Origin of the sequence: Sphingomonas sp. Leaf32 (genome assembly GCF_001421765.1) — a bacterium.
In the GTDB taxonomy this organism is placed as follows: Bacteria; Pseudomonadota; Alphaproteobacteria; order Sphingomonadales; family Sphingomonadaceae; genus Sphingomonas.
On the sequence record NZ_LMLA01000002.1, the window covers coordinates 44,265 to 59,764 of the forward strand.

Below are 15,500 nucleotides of genomic sequence, written 5' to 3' on the forward strand. Positions count from 1 at the left end.
GGCGCCATGGCAAAACCCCAGAAGCGCTACGTCTGCCAGCAATGCGGATCGGTATCCTCGAAATGGGCGGGGCAATGCGCCGATTGCGGCGACTGGAACACGCTGGTCGAGGATGCCGGCGCGGCCGTTACGCCGTTTTCGGCGCGGCATAATCTGCAAAGCGGCGGTCGGCCGATCCTGTTGTCGGGTCTCGACACCGATATAGCGCTGCCCGATCGGCTGACGACCGGCATCGCCGAACTCGACCGGGCGCTGGGCGGGGGGTTCGTCGAGGGGTCGGCGACGCTGATCGGCGGCGACCCCGGCATTGGCAAGTCGACCCTGCTGCTGCAGGCGGCGGCAAAGCTCGCGCTGGCGGGCAAGGGCGTCGCCTATGTCTCCGGCGAAGAAGCCGCCGATCAGGTCCGGTTGCGCGCGCGGCGGCTGGGCCTTGGCAATGCCCTGGTGCAGCTGGCGGCGGCGACGTCGGTGCGCGACATCCTGACGACCTTCGGCGGATCGGCCGCGCCCGACCTGCTCATCATCGATTCGATCCAGACGATGCACAGCGACCTGATCGAAGGGGCGCCCGGCACCGTCAGCCAGGTCCGCGCGTCGTCGGGCGAACTGATCCGCTTCGCCAAGGAACGCGGCACCGCCGTCGTGCTGGTCGGCCATGTGACCAAGGACGGGTCGATCGCCGGCCCGCGCGTGCTGGAACACATGGTCGACACGGTGCTGGCGTTCGAGGGAGAGCGCAGTCACCAGTATCGCATCCTGCGCGCGGTCAAGAACCGGTTCGGCGGGACGGACGAAATCGGCGTCTTTGCGATGGAAAGCGAAGGATTGTCTGAAGTTTCAAATCCTTCTTCGCTGTTCCTGACAAGTCGTGACGAGAATGTGACCGGCACGGTCGTCTTTCCCGCGCTGGAGGGCACGCGCCCGGTGCTGGTCGAGGTACAGGCGCTGACCGTCCGCCTCGCCTCCGGGGCGACGCCACGCCGCGCGGTGGTCGGGTGGGACTCAGGTAGGCTGGCAATGATCCTCGCGGTGCTGGAAGCACGCTGCGGCCTCGCCTTCGCGACCGCTGAAGTCTATCTCAACATCGCCGGCGGGTACCGCGTGACCGACCCCGCCGCCGACCTTGCCGTTGCGGCGGCGCTGGTGTCGGCACTGTCCGAACGGCCGGTGCCCTCGGACGCGATCGTATTCGGCGAGATTGCGCTATCCGGCGAAGTCCGCCCGGTCGCGCACGGCGCACTACGGCTCAAGGAGGCCGGCAAGCTCGGCTTTTCGCGCGCGCTCGCTCCTGCCAGCCAGGCGGAAGGCGGCGCGATCAAGCTCTCCGGTTTCAAGGACCTGCCGCGCTTCGTGGACTATATGCTGGGGCGGTAAATCCTTCACCGTGCCGGGGAGGATTTGCGGTCCGCACAAACTAGCCGTTACCCCGGACTTGATCCGGGTTGACGGAGTATCGGTGACACCACCACCCGCTCGACAATCTCCCCGCCGCCCGGCATAGCCACCCCCATGGGCCTGACCTCGCTCGACATCGCCGTTCTTTGCACCGTCGGTGGCGCGGCGGTGCTGGGCTTCATGCGTGGTTTCGTCACCGAGGTCCTGTCGCTGGGCGCGTGGGCGCTGGTCGTGCTGATGCTCAAGTTGTTCCATACGCCCGTCGCCGCCGCGCTGGTCGGTCCGACCGGCACGGCGGGCGGTGCGGCGACGCTGGCGTTCGCGCTGATCGCCGGTATCGGCTATTTCGCAGGACGGCTGGTCGCCAACGGCATCGGCGCGCGCACCCGTGCCTCGGTACTCGGTCCGGTCGACCGTGCGCTGGGGTTCGGGTTCGGCGCGTTGAAGGGGCTGATCCTCGTCAGTCTCGCCTTTCTGCTGCTGCTGCTCGCGGCCGATTTCATCGGTGGCGGTCCTACGCGGCGGCCGCTGTGGATCAGAAACGCGCGCACCTATCCGCTGCTGAACGCCACCAGCACCAGCGTCGTCGACTTCATCGACCGCCGCCGCCGGGGCGAACCGGTGTTCGGCGAATAGAAAAAGCCGACTTCGACTCGCCACCGTCACGAACGCGCCCTACATCGGTCCGGTGACCGCAAACCTGTACAACACCGAAATCCTGCGCCTCGCCGCCGAAACCGCGCAGGCCGTTCGCCTTTCCGATCCCCACGCCTCCGTCGAACGACGTTCTCCTATCTGCGGTAGCCGGGTGACGGTAGACATCGCGCTGGGTGACGATGGCCGTGTCGCGGGCGTTGGGATGCTGGTGCGGGCCTGCGCGCTGGGGCAGGCATCGTCGGCGCTGCTGGCCCGTGCGATCGTCGGCACGTCGCCGGCGGACCTCGCCGCTGCCAGCGACGCATTGGCGGCATGGCTTGCCGGGGAGGGCGACGCGCCCGACTGGCCCGGCCTGATCCTGTTCGAACCTGCCCGCCCGCACAGCGCGCGCCACGCTTCGATCCGCCTCGCCTTCGAAGCGGCCGCCGAAGCCGCCGCCACCGCCGCGCACCAGCGGGCCGCCGCCTGATGGAACACGGCACGGCATCGCTGCTCCATGATTTCGCGCCATTGCTGGGCGCAGCATTGGTGTTCGTATTGATCTTCCGCAAGCTCGGCCTCGGTGCCACGCTCGGCTATCTCGTCGCCGGATCGGTGGTCGGGCCGCAGGTGCTAGGGCTGGTCGGCAATGCCGAATCCAAGCTCGCCATTGCCGAACTGGGGATCACGTTGCTGCTGTTCCTCGTCGGCCTCGAACTTAGCCCCACGCGCCTGTGGCAGATGAAACGCGACATCTTCGGACTCGGCCTGATGCAGGTTGTCCTGTGCGGGGTCGCGATCACCGGCGTCGTCTGGCTCGCCACCCATTTCAGCTGGGCGGCGGCACTCGCGCTGGGCCTGCCGCTCGCGTTGTCTTCGACCGCGCAGGTGCTGCCGATGCTGCAATCGGCCGGACGTATGAAGACGCCGTTCGGTGAACGCGCCTTTGCGATCCTCTTGTTTCAGGACCTCTCGATTGTCCCGCTCATCACCATCGTCGCTGCCCTGTCGCGCAATCCGGCCGATGCCGGTGGCCCCCCGGGCTGGCAGCTGGCACTGTGGACCGTCGGTGCGGTCGTCGGGCTGATCCTTGCCGGCCGTTTCCTGCTGCGCCCGCTATTCCGCCTGATCGGTAATATGGGCGAGCGCGAGATGTTCGTGTTCGCCGGCCTGTTCACCGTCATCGCCAGCGCGGCGGTGATGCAGTCACTCGGTCTGTCGACCGCGCTCGGCGCGTTCATCGCCGGCGTGATGCTGGCCGACAGTCCTTACCGGCACGAGCTGGAAGCCGATGTCGAGCCGTTCCGCTCGATCCTGCTCGGGCTGTTCTTCCTTGCGGTCGGCATGATGCTCGATCTGGGCGCGATCGTCGAACGGCCGGTGTTCGTGGTCGGCATGGCGCTGGCGCTGATCGCGACCAAGGGGCTGGTTATCTTCGGGCTTGGCCGCCTGTTCGGAATGCCGTGGCGTGGTGCGCTGGCGCTCGGCCTGTTGCTCAGCCAAGGCGGCGAATTCGGCTTCGTCCTGTTCGCGCAGGCACAGAATGCGCTGCTGATCGCGCCGGAGGCGGCGAGCGTGTTCGGGGCGATCGTCACCCTGTCGATGGCGACCACGCCGTTCCTGATGATGGCGACGCGCCGGTTCCGTGCCGATCCCGACAAGACGCGCGGCGACATGCCCGAAGGTCCGCGCCATGACGGGGCCAGCGCGGTCGTCGCCGGCTATGGCCGCTTCGGGCAAACGGTCGCACAGATGCTGCTGGCACAGGGGATCAGCGTCACCGTCATCGACCGCGATGTCGAGATGATCGAGATCGCCGGCAGCTTCGGCATGAAGGTCTATTATGGCGACGGCACGCGGATCGATCTGCTCCGCCTTGCCGGGGCGCAGGACGCCGCCTTGCTGCTGTTCTGCGTCGATGGCGATCCGTTCGAAACCGACACGATCGAGGCGATCCATCAGGCGTTTCCGAATGCCGGCATCTTCGTGCGCGCCTATGACCGACGTTCGGTCGTCAAGCTGGCCGGCACCCCGGTCCAGGGCGTGTTTCGGGAGGTGCTCGATTCCGCCGTCACCATGGCACGCGCGGCGATGGTCAGCGTCGGGGTGGACGATGGCGAAATCGACCGAACCGAGGATCTGTACCGAAAGACCGACGCCAAGCGCCTCTCGCAGCAATCTGAAACCGGCGATCTGCGCGAGGGCCGCGACATGATCTTCACCCATGCCCGTGTGGCTGCCGCATCGGGTACGGTGCCGGACGACGCGGGATGAAGGGACGGCCGCTCGGCGAGCGACTGGGCTTCGCGGTAGCCGGATTGCGCGCGGCGTGGCGACGGGAAGCGAGCTTCCGCACCCATCTGGCTTTCGCCGGCGCGGCCGTCACCGGGCTGATCGTGCTGCATCCCGTGCCGATCTGGTGGGCGTTGATCGGCATGACGATCGCCATCGTCCTGTCGCTCGAACTGCTCAACGCCGCGCTGGAAGGGGTGATCGACCTCCTCCATCCCGGTCACCACCCGGAAGTGGGCGTGGTGAAGGACATGCTGGCGGGGGCGGTGCTGGTCGCCGCCATTGCCGCCTTGGTCGTCGCGGTCGCGATGGTCGTCGATACGCTGGAGTTGTTGCGATGAACTTCCTTCTGCTCGCGGCTGCGCTGTCGGGCGCGATGGCGGTCGCCGCCGGAGCGTTCGGCGCGCATGGGGCTTCCGGGCCGGCAGCCGAATGGCTGAAGACCGGCGGGCAATATCAGCTTGCCCACGCCATTGCCGCGCTGGTCGCGATCAGCCTTGGCGCGCGCGGGCCGGGCTGGCTGTTCGTCGGTGGTGGGCTGCTGTTCGGCGGGTCGCTATACGTCATGGCGCTGGGCGGTCCGCGTGGCCTACTGGGTCCGATCACCCCGCTGGGTGGACTGGCGATGATTGTCGGCTGGCTATGGCTCGGCTGGATCGCGCTGCGACGCTGAAGCCTTGAGATAGCCGGCCGTCGTCTCCCCTATCAGGCGCGGCCTCAGTCGACGCCGATGGTATAGGTGTGGAACTGCGCATCGCGTTCCCACCCAGCGCGGACGTACAGCGCGTGGGCGGCGCTGTTGTCGACCGCCGTCGACAGTGACATCTTGGCCGCGCCGACCGAACGCGCATGAACGCAGGCGGCGTCCAGCAACGCCGCACCGACCCCCTGACAACGTGCCTCCGGTGCCACGAACAGATCGTTCAGGATCAGCGTCTTCCGCATCCGCACGGACGAGAAACACGGATAGAGCTGGGCAAAGCCCGCACCGTCCGCCGCCAGCAGGATCACCGATTCGTCCCCCTTTATCCGCGCGGTCAGGAACGCGCGCGCGCCATCGAGGTCGCTGTTCCGACCATAGAATTGGCGATAGGCGTCGAACAACGGAACGATCCGGTCGAGATGCTGCAAGGTCGCACGGCAAATCTGCACCATGGTCTTCCCCACTCACCGAGACGGCGGCACCAGTTTTCGCCCATCCACGGCATGAATTCTCACCGACGAATCATGCGATTTCGCACACTTGGCCGCAGATCGTCGCGACCAGCATAGCGTCGCGACATGAACGTAGCGCAAACTCCGCCACCTTGCGCATTATTGTCCGAAACGAACCTTGCCCGCCTGCGCCACCGCTTCGCGTGCAGCCGCCAGCAGCGCGCCTGCCTTCGCCTCGCACTCGCGCTGCTCGTACGCCGGATCGCTGTCAGCGACGATGCCCGCGCCCGACTGGACGTGCATCGTCCCGTCCTTCACCACCGCCGTCCGCAGCACGATGCACGAGTCCATCGACCCGTCGGGGCTGAAATAGCCGACGCCGCCGGCATAGGCCCCGCGACGCTCTCGCTCCAGTTCGGCGATGATCTGGCAGGCCCGCACCTTCGGCGCGCCCGATACCGTGCCCGCGGGAAATCCGGCGAACAGCGCATCCAGCGCATCCGCGTCCGACCGAAGCGTGCCGACCACGTTCGACACGATGTGCATGACATGGCTGTAGAGTTCGACGGTATAGCTGTCGGTCACCCGCACGCTGCCGGCCGACGCGACCCGCCCGACATCGTTGCGGCCAAGGTCCAGCAGCATCAGATGCTCGGCCCGTTCCTTGGGATCGGCGAGCAGCCCGGTCCGGTTCGCCTCGTCCTCCGCCGCCGTACCGCCGCGCGGCCGGGTGCCGGCGATCGGCCGGATGGTCACTTCGCCATCGCGCAGCCGGACGAGGATTTCCGGGCTGGACCCGGTCAGCGCAAATCCGGGCAGGTCGAGATGGTAGAGGAACGGCGACGGGTTGATCCGCCGCAATGCCCGGTACAGTTCGAACGGTTCGAGCGGGAAGGGCGTCGTGAAGCGCTGTGCCAGCACCACCTGAAAAATGTCGCCGGCCGCGATATACTCCTTCGCCGCCGCAACCATGTCGCCATAGCGTCCAGCGGGCAGGGTCGGGGTCAGCGCCAGTTCAGGCACCTCGGCCAGTCGCGCGGGGGCGGGCAGGGCCGCTGCGTCCAGTGCCGCCGCTGTCGCCTCGATCCGGTCTGCCGCCGCCTCGACGCTCGCGCCTGGCCAGACCGGTGCGACGACGAACAACGTGTCCGACAGCCGGTCGAAGACCAGCAACACGGTCGGCCGGACGAACATCATGTCGGGCAGGCCCAGCGCGTCGTCCGCCGCCCGTGGCAGCGTTTCGACCAGTCCGACCGTCTCATAGCCGAAATAGCCGACGAGACAGGCAAGCGCGCGGGGCAGCGCGGGCGGCACGTCCATCCGGCACTGGCCGACCAGCGTCCGCAATGCCGCCAGTGTCGGCTCTTCGCAGGGCATGAACGCCTCGCGGTCGGTCAGCCACCGCGCGTTGATCGCCGCATCATGGCCCTGCGCCCGGAACACAAGATCGGGGGCCAGCCCCAACAGGCTGTACCGGCCACGCACCGACCCGCCCTCGACCGATTCCAGCAGGAAGTCACCGCGCCCCGGCTGGATCAGCTTGAGCGCGGCGGCGACCGGCGTCTCGGTATCGGCGACCCGCGTGGTCCACAGCAGCGCCGGCCGCCCTTCGGCCAGCGCGGCGCGGGCAGCGGCTACGCCCTCCAGTCCATTCATTGTGCGGGGGCGGGCATGGCGCCGCCGACCAGTTCACCCCGGACGCGGTTGATCGCCTGTTCGTTGCGCTTCACGCCCACCTGCCGGCGAACCGCCTCGACGAACTGCTCGGCATATTCGTTACCGGTCAGGCGACCCAGTTCACGACCGACGCCGGTGATCGCCGCCTTGTCGTTCCGGGCATCGCCACGCTGGATGCCGTCGAGATAGACGATCAGCCAGCCCTCTCCGTTGGGCGCGGCGGTCAGCTTGGCCTTTTTCGGCGCCATGGAGAACATCAGCTGCAGCGCGGCGGGCACCTGCGCGCCCAGCTGCGACAGCTGCGCGCGCGATGCGTTCACCGGGCGCGGGGCCGGCAGGCGCGTGCCCGACTGGGCGACGGCGGTGCCGATCGGCATCCCGCCATTCACCTTGGTCAGGATCTGCTGTGCTACCGCACGGGCGGCTTTCAGCGCTTGATCCTGCTTGTACTGGCCGATCACCTGTTCGCGGATTTCGGCCAGCGGACGGGGCGCGGCGCGGGTGACCTCGCCGGTCGACACCAGCGCGAAGGTGCCATCGGCGGCCGTCTGCACGATCTGCGGCGCATCGCCCGATTCGGAGGCGAAGCCTGCCTGAACGATCGGAGTCAGCGCCGGATCGGGCTGGGCCGGCTTCAGCGGATCGATGCCCTGCGCGGTGACCGGGGCGGTCGCCTGCGCCGACAGCTTGGCATCCTTGACGATCTCATCGAACGTCGCGCCATCGGTGATGCCGCCGTCGATCTTTTCCTGAATGGCACCCAGCGCCGTCGCGCCCTTCGTCTTGCTCAATTCGGCGACCAGTTCGGGGCGGGCCTGTTCGATCGTCTTGCCAGGCACCTGCGTGACGGCATCGACCTTCAACACGACGAAGCCCAGCGGCGACTGGACCGGCCCGACGACCGCACCCTGCTGCGCGCCGAATGCGGCATCGGCAACGGCGGGCGAGGTCTTGCCCGCCAACTGCCCCTTGGTCTGGCCGGCGAAGCTCGTGGCTTCAAGACCGATCGCGCTGGCGGCGGTGGCCAGTGCCTGACCACCGCGGACCGCCTGCGCCAGCTTGGCGGCGACGGCTTGGTCGGCGATGACGACCTGCGACACGGTGCGCGTCTGCGACGGTGCGAAGCGCGCGGCATTGGCGCGATACGCGGCCTGAATCTCGGCATCGGTCGGTGCCGATTGGGCAAGGACGCTGGTCGGGGTGACGATCGCGTAGCGGATCACGCGACGCTCGGGCACGGTGTAACGCGCGCGATTGGCGGTGTAATAAGCCTGTAGCTGCTGATCGGTCGGTGCGGCCGGCGCGGGGAAGGCGGCGGTGGGCACGATCGCGACCTGACCGCTGCGCGCTTCCTTGGCGAGCGATGCGTAGGGCAGGGCCAGTTGTGCCGGCATGTAGCTGCTTTCCAGCGTGCGGGCCAGCATCAGGCGGGTAAGTGTGGCGCGGCGAATGTCGTCGCGCAACTGCTGCGGCGTGATCCGCGCACGTCCCAGCGCCTGTTCGAAGGTGCGCTGGTCGAACTTGCCGTCCAGCCCCTGGAACGCCGGCAGGCTGGCGATCTGGCCATCGACATAGCGGTCCGACACGACCAGCCCGTGATCCTGTGCGAACTGGCGCAGCGCTGCGTCGGAAATGGCCCGGTTCAACGACCCTTCGAAGCCGCCGCGCGCGATATACTGGGCGCTGTCCAGCCCCGGCTGCTGCTGCGCGGCCTGTTGCACGTCGCCCCGGATGCGGTCGGTCAGCGCGGTGTCGGTGATCGTATTGTCGCCGATGGTCGCCACGGTCGCCCCGCTGCCACCCAGCGACGACGGACGCAGGCCGTTGAGATCGGCCATGGCAAAGCCGACGGCGATGACCGCCAGCAACAGCAGGCCGACGAAGATGCCGACCTTCGACTTGGTCATGCGCCTGAAGAAACCGAGCATCCGTGCAACCGATCGAAAGGAATGAAAGGATGCTGCTTTAGAAGGCGGTCGCGCCCGCTTCAAGGTTGCGCGGACCGCCACATGCGCTATCGGCTGTAGAACATGTAAAACGCTTCGGGGAGCCTTGGGTATGAGTCGTCGCAAGCTGGTTGCCGGCAACTGGAAGATGCACGGACTGCGCGGGCAGTTGGCGGAAGTCGCCGCGATCGATGCCGCCGCCGCCGCCGCACCCGGTGTCGATGTCGCGCTGTGCGTACCGGCCACGCTGGTCCATCCGGCGTCCGAGATCGCCACGGTGATGCAGATTGGTGGGCAGGATGTCCATGCCAATGATCGCGGCGCCCATACCGGCTGCGTCTCGGCGGAGATGCTGGTCGAATCCGGCGCGACCATCGTGATCGTCGGTCATAGCGAGCGGCGCGCCGACCAGAATGAGACCAGCCATGATGCCTGGGCCAAGGCCGCTGCCGCCCGTCGCCATGGGCTGAACGTCATCCTGTGCTGCGGCGAAACCGAGGCGGAGCGCGATGCCGGCCGTGCCGAACGGGTCGTGCAGGCGCAGATCGAGAAGTCGGTGCCGGAGGGGGCAAGCGGCGAATGGTTCACGCTCGCCTATGAGCCGCGCTGGGCGATCGGCACCGGACGCACCCCGTCCGCCGACGAGATCGCGCAGGTCCACGCCATCGCCCGCGCGAAATTGCGCCAGATGGTTGGCGACGCGGCCGACGGCATTCGTATCCTGTACGGCGGGTCGGTGACCGGCGCCAATGCCGCATCGATCCTGTCGATCGACGATGTCGACGGCGCACTGGTCGGCGGGGCCAGCCTGACCGCCGAGAAATTCGTGCCGATCATCGAGGCTGCGGCCGAGCTGTAACCGCGACGGGCGCCGACGCGAGCGGGAACGGTCTGCGTCAGCGCCGGTTCATTCCCGATATGCTAAGTGTGCCATGTTGCTCCAACCGGGATGCCAATCATGCGTGTCTTCACTCTGTTGTCCGTTGCCCTCATCGCCGCTACGATGGCTCCCCTGGCCGCGCGTGAGCGCGTCGATGCTGCAGGGGAGGTGGCGCTGTCGCGCATTACTGAGCGTCGCGACGCCGGCAAGCCGGTCGACTGCATCAACCTGCGCGATATTCGTTCGAGCGAGATCGTGCCCAATACTGCGATCGTCTATCGCATGAACAACGGTACGCTGTTCGTGAATCGGCCGCAGGGTGGGGCGTTTCTCGATCGGGACGACATCCTCGTCACCCGGACGATCGGCACGCAATTGTGCCGGATCGACATCGTCAATCTGCTCGACCGCAATTCGCGGATGATGAGCGGTTCGCTGTCGCTGGGTGATTTCGTACCCTATTCGAAGCTGCCGCGCCGTAACTGATCGCTTGCGCCCGGCTGCCGCTTCGCCCATATGGCGCGCGGGAGTCGGGCGGACGATGCCGTCGCCAACCCGGTCAGGTCCGGAAGGAAGCAGCCGCAACGATTTCGCAGCGGGTCGTCCGGCTCCCACCTCTATCGCGGCGCGGCAAGGTCCAGCGCGCGAGCCATCAGCCCGGTGAATTTCAGCGTGTCGACGTCCTTGTCAGGATCGTTGACGCCGGCGCTCAACACGTACCAGCCGCCATCCCTGGCTTGCAGCAGGAACGTCATGGTCAGCACACCCGGCTCCGACCCGCCCTTGTAACCGACATAGCGCCAGTTGGTGACCGCATCGGGAATGCCGGGATTCTTCGACAGGATCGCGCGCAGATCGCCCCCGGCGGGACCGGCCATGTGCTGTCGCAGCCAGTCCATCGCGCGGATCAGGTCGTTGGGGCTGGCGAACCATTCCAGTTCGGCGATACGCAGCGGCCTGCCATTCTGGAACAGGTCGCGCGGGATCGCGGCGATCGACGTATCACGTACCTTTCCGTTCAGGAACGCCCGCCGCGCGGCGGTATCGAGCGACAGATACTGTGTGCCGAGCGCGCCGCCATGCACGCCCTTCAGCTTGAAGAGTTCCAGTGCGCCAAGGAACGGGACGTTGCGCGCGCCGCCATCGGTGAAGCCGACGACCGGCAGCATCGCCTCCACCTTTTCCCGGCCGAGGTGAAACAGCAGAATGTCGGTCGCGCTGTTGTCGCTGACGGAGATCATCCGCTCGGCCAGTTCGCGCAGGCCGATGCGCGTCCCCCTGGGCCGCTGCGCATAGCCGCCGCCCGGCAAGGCCGACCCGTCGAGCGTCACGATGTCGCTCCACTTGCGCTCGCCCGCTTCGATCGAGCGGACGAGTTCGGCGAGGATGACGAGCTTGAACGCCGAACCGATCGCGATGGGTGTGTTGGCGTTGTGCGTCTTGCTTTTTTGGGATGCGCCGTCGTCCAGCCGGGCGAGCGCGAAGGCGCTGGCACCGGGAAGGGCCGCGAGTTGGGCAACGACGTCGTCGATCGTCTGGACGTCACCGACCCGAGGCGTGGCGCCCATGAGGCGGAGGCCGGTAATCGCGTGGGGTGCGGCGGGATCGACGACAAGGTCGGCGTTCAAGGTTCCGCGTTCGAACCCGATGCGGACATGGGCCGACCAAGGTGTCAGAGGATCGATCGCCTCAACCCCGGTCGGCTTTCCCAGCGCCGTCGCCAATTGCGCGTTGATCGTCGCCAGGTTGGTCTCCGGCACTGCCGCTTTGAACGCGGGCGAGAACATCGTTTCGTAACCGCCCTGACCGCCGATCAGGCGAACCACCTGCCGCGCGCGATCCGCAAACTCGGGCGCGACTTCGACGGATTTTCGATCCACCGCCGGGGGTGGCGGCGACACGATCGATGTCGCCGCCTGCAACGCGATCAACGGCAGCATGGGGTTACACTATCGGCCGGGGAACATTGGGAGAGCCTGCACCGGCCGACGCGGTAGGTTCGATTGACAGATCGGTCATCTCGATTCGGGATACGGGCGAACGCGCCGCAAGTCGCGATCCGGTCATCGTTTCGAGTGTCGCGGTCTTCGTATAGCGTTCGACCCGGAATACCCCGGGTTGCCCGTCGACGATCGTCAGCGGGGCATAGCGCCGCGTCCTGATGGATTTGGTGACGGCGTCCGCCCAATCGCCGCTATAGCCGTTACTGGTCCGGATCGTTTCGATCTCCTGCGGCCGGCCGTTCGCATCGATATAGAAAGCGACGTCGATCCATTGATCTTCGACCAGATCGGCCGATATGAGCGCGGTGCGCGACGTCATCGCTCCTTCCGACCGCGAATTGGTCACGGTGCGCGCGTTGTTCAGGATGACGGGTTCGCCGTACAGCAAGGTCGGTCGAGCGGTCGGCGTCCCCGACTGGATCGATGCCAGCATCTGCTCGATCCGTTCGGGCGAAGCGTCGCGCAGCGCCAGCCGGGCGAGGCCGTTGCGCGCAGCGTCGGCAAAGACCGCATGTTCGGGAACCGTGCTGTCGGCCAGTTCGCGCAGTACCGCGCGTGCACGCACGGTATAGACGTAATCGGGTTTGGCCAGCGAGGCCAGCAGGACGCCCCGGCGGAAGCGGGCATAACCCTCGATCTTGCGGTTGCCGATCGCCAGCGCGGCCTTTTCGATCTGCCGGTAATTATTTTCGGCGATCGCGTAATTCATCTGCTTGGCAAAGACATCGGCAAGTTCGATCTGCCCGACCAGGACGTCGGGATTGTTGCCGTCCAGCCCGGCGCGAAGGGACGATACCATGTCGGTGGTGCTCGCCCGCTCCAGCCCGGCCTCGCCCAGATGTGCCGATAGCCGGGCATGGGCGCGGAACAGGCTCGCGACTTCGCGTGGCAGTTCGGCGGCATGGCCGCGATTGCGCCGGATACCCGCTGCCGCGATATTCTGGGCATTCTCATACTGCCCCGCGACAAACAGATTTTCCGCATGTGCCAATGTGGCGGCGATATCTTCCTTCGGCGGGCAATTACGCGAAACGCAGGCGTCGAGCGCCTTCTTCGTATCGCTCAGCCGATTGCCCGTGACTACAATTTCCGGCCCCTGCTTCACGGTCGCTTCCTGCGGAAGTGCCGGTGCGGCAAGTGCCAGTAATGCGGTGACTATCGGCTGCATCGTTGCGGATCCTCTTCGTGGCTTCCGTCCCCGAATACGATGTTGCGCGTGCGCTCGTCAGGCGTCAATCACCTCGTCGTCCAGTCGTGCCGCATTCTCCTGAATGAAGGCGAAGCGATGCGCGGGGTTGGTGCCCATCAGCCGGTCGACCAGATCCTTCACCGCCGCCCGCTCCTCATATTCCTGGGGTAGCGTGATGCGGATCATACTGCGGGTTTTCGGGTCCATCGTCGTTTCGCGCAGCTGGCCCGGGTTCATCTCGCCCAGCCCCTTGAAGCGGCCGACCTCGACCTTCTTGCCCTTGAACGCGGTACGTTCCAGCTCGGCACGGTGCGCATCGTCGCGGGCATAGAGCGACTTGGCACCGACGGTCAGGCGATAGAGCGGCGGCTGCGCCAGATAGAGATGCCCGCGCCGCACGATGTCGGGCATCTCCTGAAAGAAGAACGTCATCAGCAGCGTCGCGATATGCGCGCCGTCGACATCGGCGTCGGTCATGATGACGATGCGTTCGTAGCGGAGCGCGTCGGGCTGGCAATCCTTGCGCGTGCCACACCCCATGGCGAGGACCAGGTCGGCGATCTCCTGGTTCGCGAGGATTTTGGCGCTGGTCGCGGAGGCGACGTTCAGGATCTTGCCGCGGATCGGCAGGATCGCCTGCGTCTTGCGGTCGCGCGCCTGCTTGGCCGAACCGCCGGCCGAATCGCCCTCGACGATGAAAAGCTCGGTGCCTGCAGGGTCGTCGGAGGCGCAGTCGGTCAGCTTGCCGGGCAGGCGCAGCTTGCGCGACGAAGTGGCGGTCTTGCGCTTGACCTCGCGTTCCGCCTTGCGCCGCAGCCGTTCGTCCATCCGGTCGAGCACGAGGCCGAGCAGCGCCTTGCCCCGGTCCATATTGTGGCTGAGGAAATGGTCGAAATGGTCGCGCACCGCCTTTTCGACGAGGCTGGCGGCTTCGACGCTGGTCAGGCGGTCCTTGGTCTGGCTCTGGAACTGCGGGTCGCGGATGAACACCGACAGCATCAGTTCGCAACCGACGGTCACGTCGTCGGCGGTCATGTCCTTGGCGCGCTTGTTGCCGATCAGGTCGGCGAAGGTGCGCAGCCCGCGCACCAGCGCCTGTCGCAGCCCCTGTTCATGGGTGCCGCCATCGGGGGTCGGGATGGTGTTACAGTAATAGCTGTAGCTGCCATCGCTCCATAGCGGCCATGCTACCGCCCATTCGACGCGACCCTGTTCGCCCGGGAAGTCCTGCGTGCCGGTGAAGAAATCGGCCGTCGCACATTCGCGGCCGCCGACCTGTTCGCGCAGATGGTCGGCAAGGCCGCCAGGGAACTGGAAGACCGCTTCGGCGGGAACGTCGGTGCCCTCGACCAGTTCGGCCGCGCATTTCCAGCGGATTTCCACGCCGGCGAACAGATACGCCTTCGACCGGACCAGCTTGTGCAGGCGGGCGGGTTTGAACTGGAGGTCGGCGAAGATTTCGGTATCGGGCGTGAACGCGACCAGCGTTCCGCGACGGTTGGGCGCGGCACCAACATGCTCCAGCGGCGCCAGCGTCTGCCCCTGCGAAAAACGCTGGCGATAAAGCTGCCGGTCGCGGGCAACCTCGACCACCGTATCCACCGACAGGGCGTTCACGACCGATATGCCGACGCCGTGCAGGCCGCCGGACGTCGCATAGGCCTTTCCGGCGAACTTGCCGCCCGAATGGAGTGTGGAGAGGATGACCTCCAGCGCCGATTTGTCCGGAAATTTGGGATGCGGATCGACCGGGATGCCGCGCCCGTTGTCGATGATCGTCAGCCGGTTGCCGACATCCAGTTGCACCTCGATCCGGGTCGCATGGCCGGCGACCGCCTCGTCCATCGCGTTGTCGAGGACTTCGGCGGCGAGGTGGTGCAGCGCGCGTTCGTCGGTGCCGCCGATATACATGCCCGGCCGCCGCCGGACCGGCTCCAGCCCCTCCAGCACCTCGATCGAGGAGGCGTCATAGGCGGGGAGAGTGGGGACGTTCGCTTCGAACAGATTTTCGGCCATGGCGGGCGTATAGAACGAAACGGGGTCATCCGCAAAGCGGGGGGTGGGTGAGGTAAGGAGGCTCGCCCCACACCACTTCGTCACCCCGGACCCGTTCAGGGGTCCACTTCGCAGCGAGCGGTGTGGCCAGATGGGTGAGCAACATCGTCCGTGGAACGGTAGACCCCGGAACGAGTCCGGGGTGACGACGGGTTTGGGGAACGGTTTCTTCTGCTACTCGGGCATGGGCAAAGCCCATGCCGTCGGTCGCGGCTTTGGGCCGCGCCGGCCGGCCGAGCGCCGATGCGCGTCCGGGTCTACGCCCGGATTTG

General features: G+C 66.8%; 14 protein-coding genes and 1 other RNA gene. 9 read left to right on the top strand and 6 right to left on the bottom strand.

Annotated elements, in window-relative coordinates; all coding sequences use genetic code 11:
• Positions 1 to 6 precede the first annotated feature (6 nt).
• From radA to ASE83_RS05640, 6 genes are all read left to right on the top strand, one after another.
• On the top strand, positions 7 to 1,374 hold the full coding sequence (radA, locus tag ASE83_RS05615; protein ID WP_055785096.1) for a DNA repair protein RadA: 1,368 nt from the start codon (positions 7 to 9) through the stop codon (positions 1,372 to 1,374).
• 135 nt (positions 1,375 to 1,509) lie between these two features.
• The gene (locus ASE83_RS05620; protein ID WP_055785099.1) at positions 1,510 to 2,031 is read left to right on the top strand and encodes a CvpA family protein; all 522 of its coding nucleotides are present in this window, start codon (positions 1,510 to 1,512) and stop codon (positions 2,029 to 2,031) included.
• Between the two features lie 52 nt (positions 2,032 to 2,083).
• Positions 2,084 to 2,521 carry an iron-sulfur cluster assembly scaffold protein gene (locus tag ASE83_RS05625; protein WP_055785102.1) on the top strand — a complete coding sequence of 146 codons (438 nt, stop codon included), beginning with the start codon at positions 2,084 to 2,086 and terminating at the stop codon, positions 2,519 to 2,521.
• Positions 2,521 to 4,305, top strand: coding sequence for a cation:proton antiporter domain-containing protein (locus ASE83_RS05630; RefSeq protein WP_055785106.1), 1,785 nt, complete (start codon positions 2,521 to 2,523; stop codon positions 4,303 to 4,305). The genes ASE83_RS05625 and ASE83_RS05630 overlap by 1 nt, the downstream gene beginning before the upstream one ends.
• The gene (locus ASE83_RS05635; RefSeq protein ID WP_055785109.1) at positions 4,302 to 4,664 is read left to right on the top strand and encodes a diacylglycerol kinase; all 363 of its coding nucleotides are present in this window, start codon (positions 4,302 to 4,304) and stop codon (positions 4,662 to 4,664) included. Before ASE83_RS05630 ends, ASE83_RS05635 begins: the two co-directional genes overlap by 4 nt.
• Positions 4,661 to 4,996 carry a DUF423 domain-containing protein gene (locus ASE83_RS05640; protein WP_055785112.1) on the top strand — a complete coding sequence of 112 codons (336 nt, stop codon included), beginning with the start codon at positions 4,661 to 4,663 and terminating at the stop codon, positions 4,994 to 4,996. The genes ASE83_RS05635 and ASE83_RS05640 overlap by 4 nt, the downstream gene beginning before the upstream one ends.
• A gap of 44 nt (positions 4,997 to 5,040) precedes the next feature.
• Here the strand turns inward: ASE83_RS05640 and ASE83_RS05645 are convergent, their stop codons facing one another.
• From ASE83_RS05645 to ASE83_RS05655, 3 genes are all read right to left on the bottom strand, one after another.
• Positions 5,041 to 5,475: a GNAT family N-acetyltransferase gene (locus tag ASE83_RS05645; RefSeq protein ID WP_200923811.1), complete on the bottom strand. Its 435-nt coding sequence runs from the start codon at positions 5,473 to 5,475 to the stop codon at positions 5,041 to 5,043.
• Positions 5,476 to 5,637: 162 nt separating this feature from the next.
• On the bottom strand, positions 5,638 to 7,134 hold the full coding sequence (gene trpE / locus ASE83_RS05650; RefSeq protein ID WP_055785115.1) for an anthranilate synthase component I: 1,497 nt from the start codon (positions 7,132 to 7,134) through the stop codon (positions 5,638 to 5,640).
• On the bottom strand, positions 7,131 to 9,083 hold the full coding sequence (locus ASE83_RS05655; protein ID WP_055785117.1) for a peptidylprolyl isomerase: 1,953 nt from the start codon (positions 9,081 to 9,083) through the stop codon (positions 7,131 to 7,133). The genes trpE and ASE83_RS05655 overlap by 4 nt, the downstream gene beginning before the upstream one ends.
• A 130-nt stretch (positions 9,084 to 9,213) precedes the next feature.
• Here ASE83_RS05655 and tpiA point away from each other — a divergent pair, with 130 nt between their 5' ends.
• The 3 genes from tpiA (at position 9,214) to ffs (ending at position 10,600) form a co-directional block, all read left to right on the top strand.
• Complete coding sequence (tpiA, locus tag ASE83_RS05660) at positions 9,214 to 9,960, top strand: triose-phosphate isomerase (RefSeq protein ID WP_055785121.1); 747 nt, start codon at positions 9,214 to 9,216, stop codon at positions 9,958 to 9,960.
• Between the two features lie 144 nt (positions 9,961 to 10,104).
• Entirely contained in the window at positions 10,105 to 10,467 is a 363-nt protein-coding gene (locus ASE83_RS05665) for a hypothetical protein (protein WP_235515973.1), read from the top strand.
• Positions 10,468 to 10,503: 36 nt separating this feature from the next.
• Positions 10,504 to 10,600: signal recognition particle sRNA small type (gene ffs, locus ASE83_RS18075), an RNA gene on the top strand.
• On the opposite strand, the gene ASE83_RS05670 is transcribed toward ffs, so the two are convergent.
• From ASE83_RS05670 to parE, 3 genes are read right to left on the bottom strand one after another with little or no spacing between them, the layout of a single operon-like run.
• Entirely contained in the window at positions 10,599 to 11,921 is a 1,323-nt protein-coding gene (locus ASE83_RS05670; RefSeq protein WP_055785127.1) for a serine hydrolase, read from the bottom strand. The two genes, ffs and ASE83_RS05670, sit on opposite strands and share 2 nt — an antisense overlap.
• A gap of 4 nt (positions 11,922 to 11,925) precedes the next feature.
• On the bottom strand, positions 11,926 to 13,152 hold the full coding sequence (locus ASE83_RS05675) for a hypothetical protein (protein WP_055785130.1): 1,227 nt from the start codon (positions 13,150 to 13,152) through the stop codon (positions 11,926 to 11,928).
• Positions 13,153 to 13,209: 57 nt separating this feature from the next.
• The gene (parE, locus tag ASE83_RS05680) at positions 13,210 to 15,189 is read right to left on the bottom strand and encodes a DNA topoisomerase IV subunit B (RefSeq protein ID WP_055785133.1); all 1,980 of its coding nucleotides are present in this window, start codon (positions 15,187 to 15,189) and stop codon (positions 13,210 to 13,212) included.
• Positions 15,190 to 15,500 lie beyond the last annotated feature (311 nt).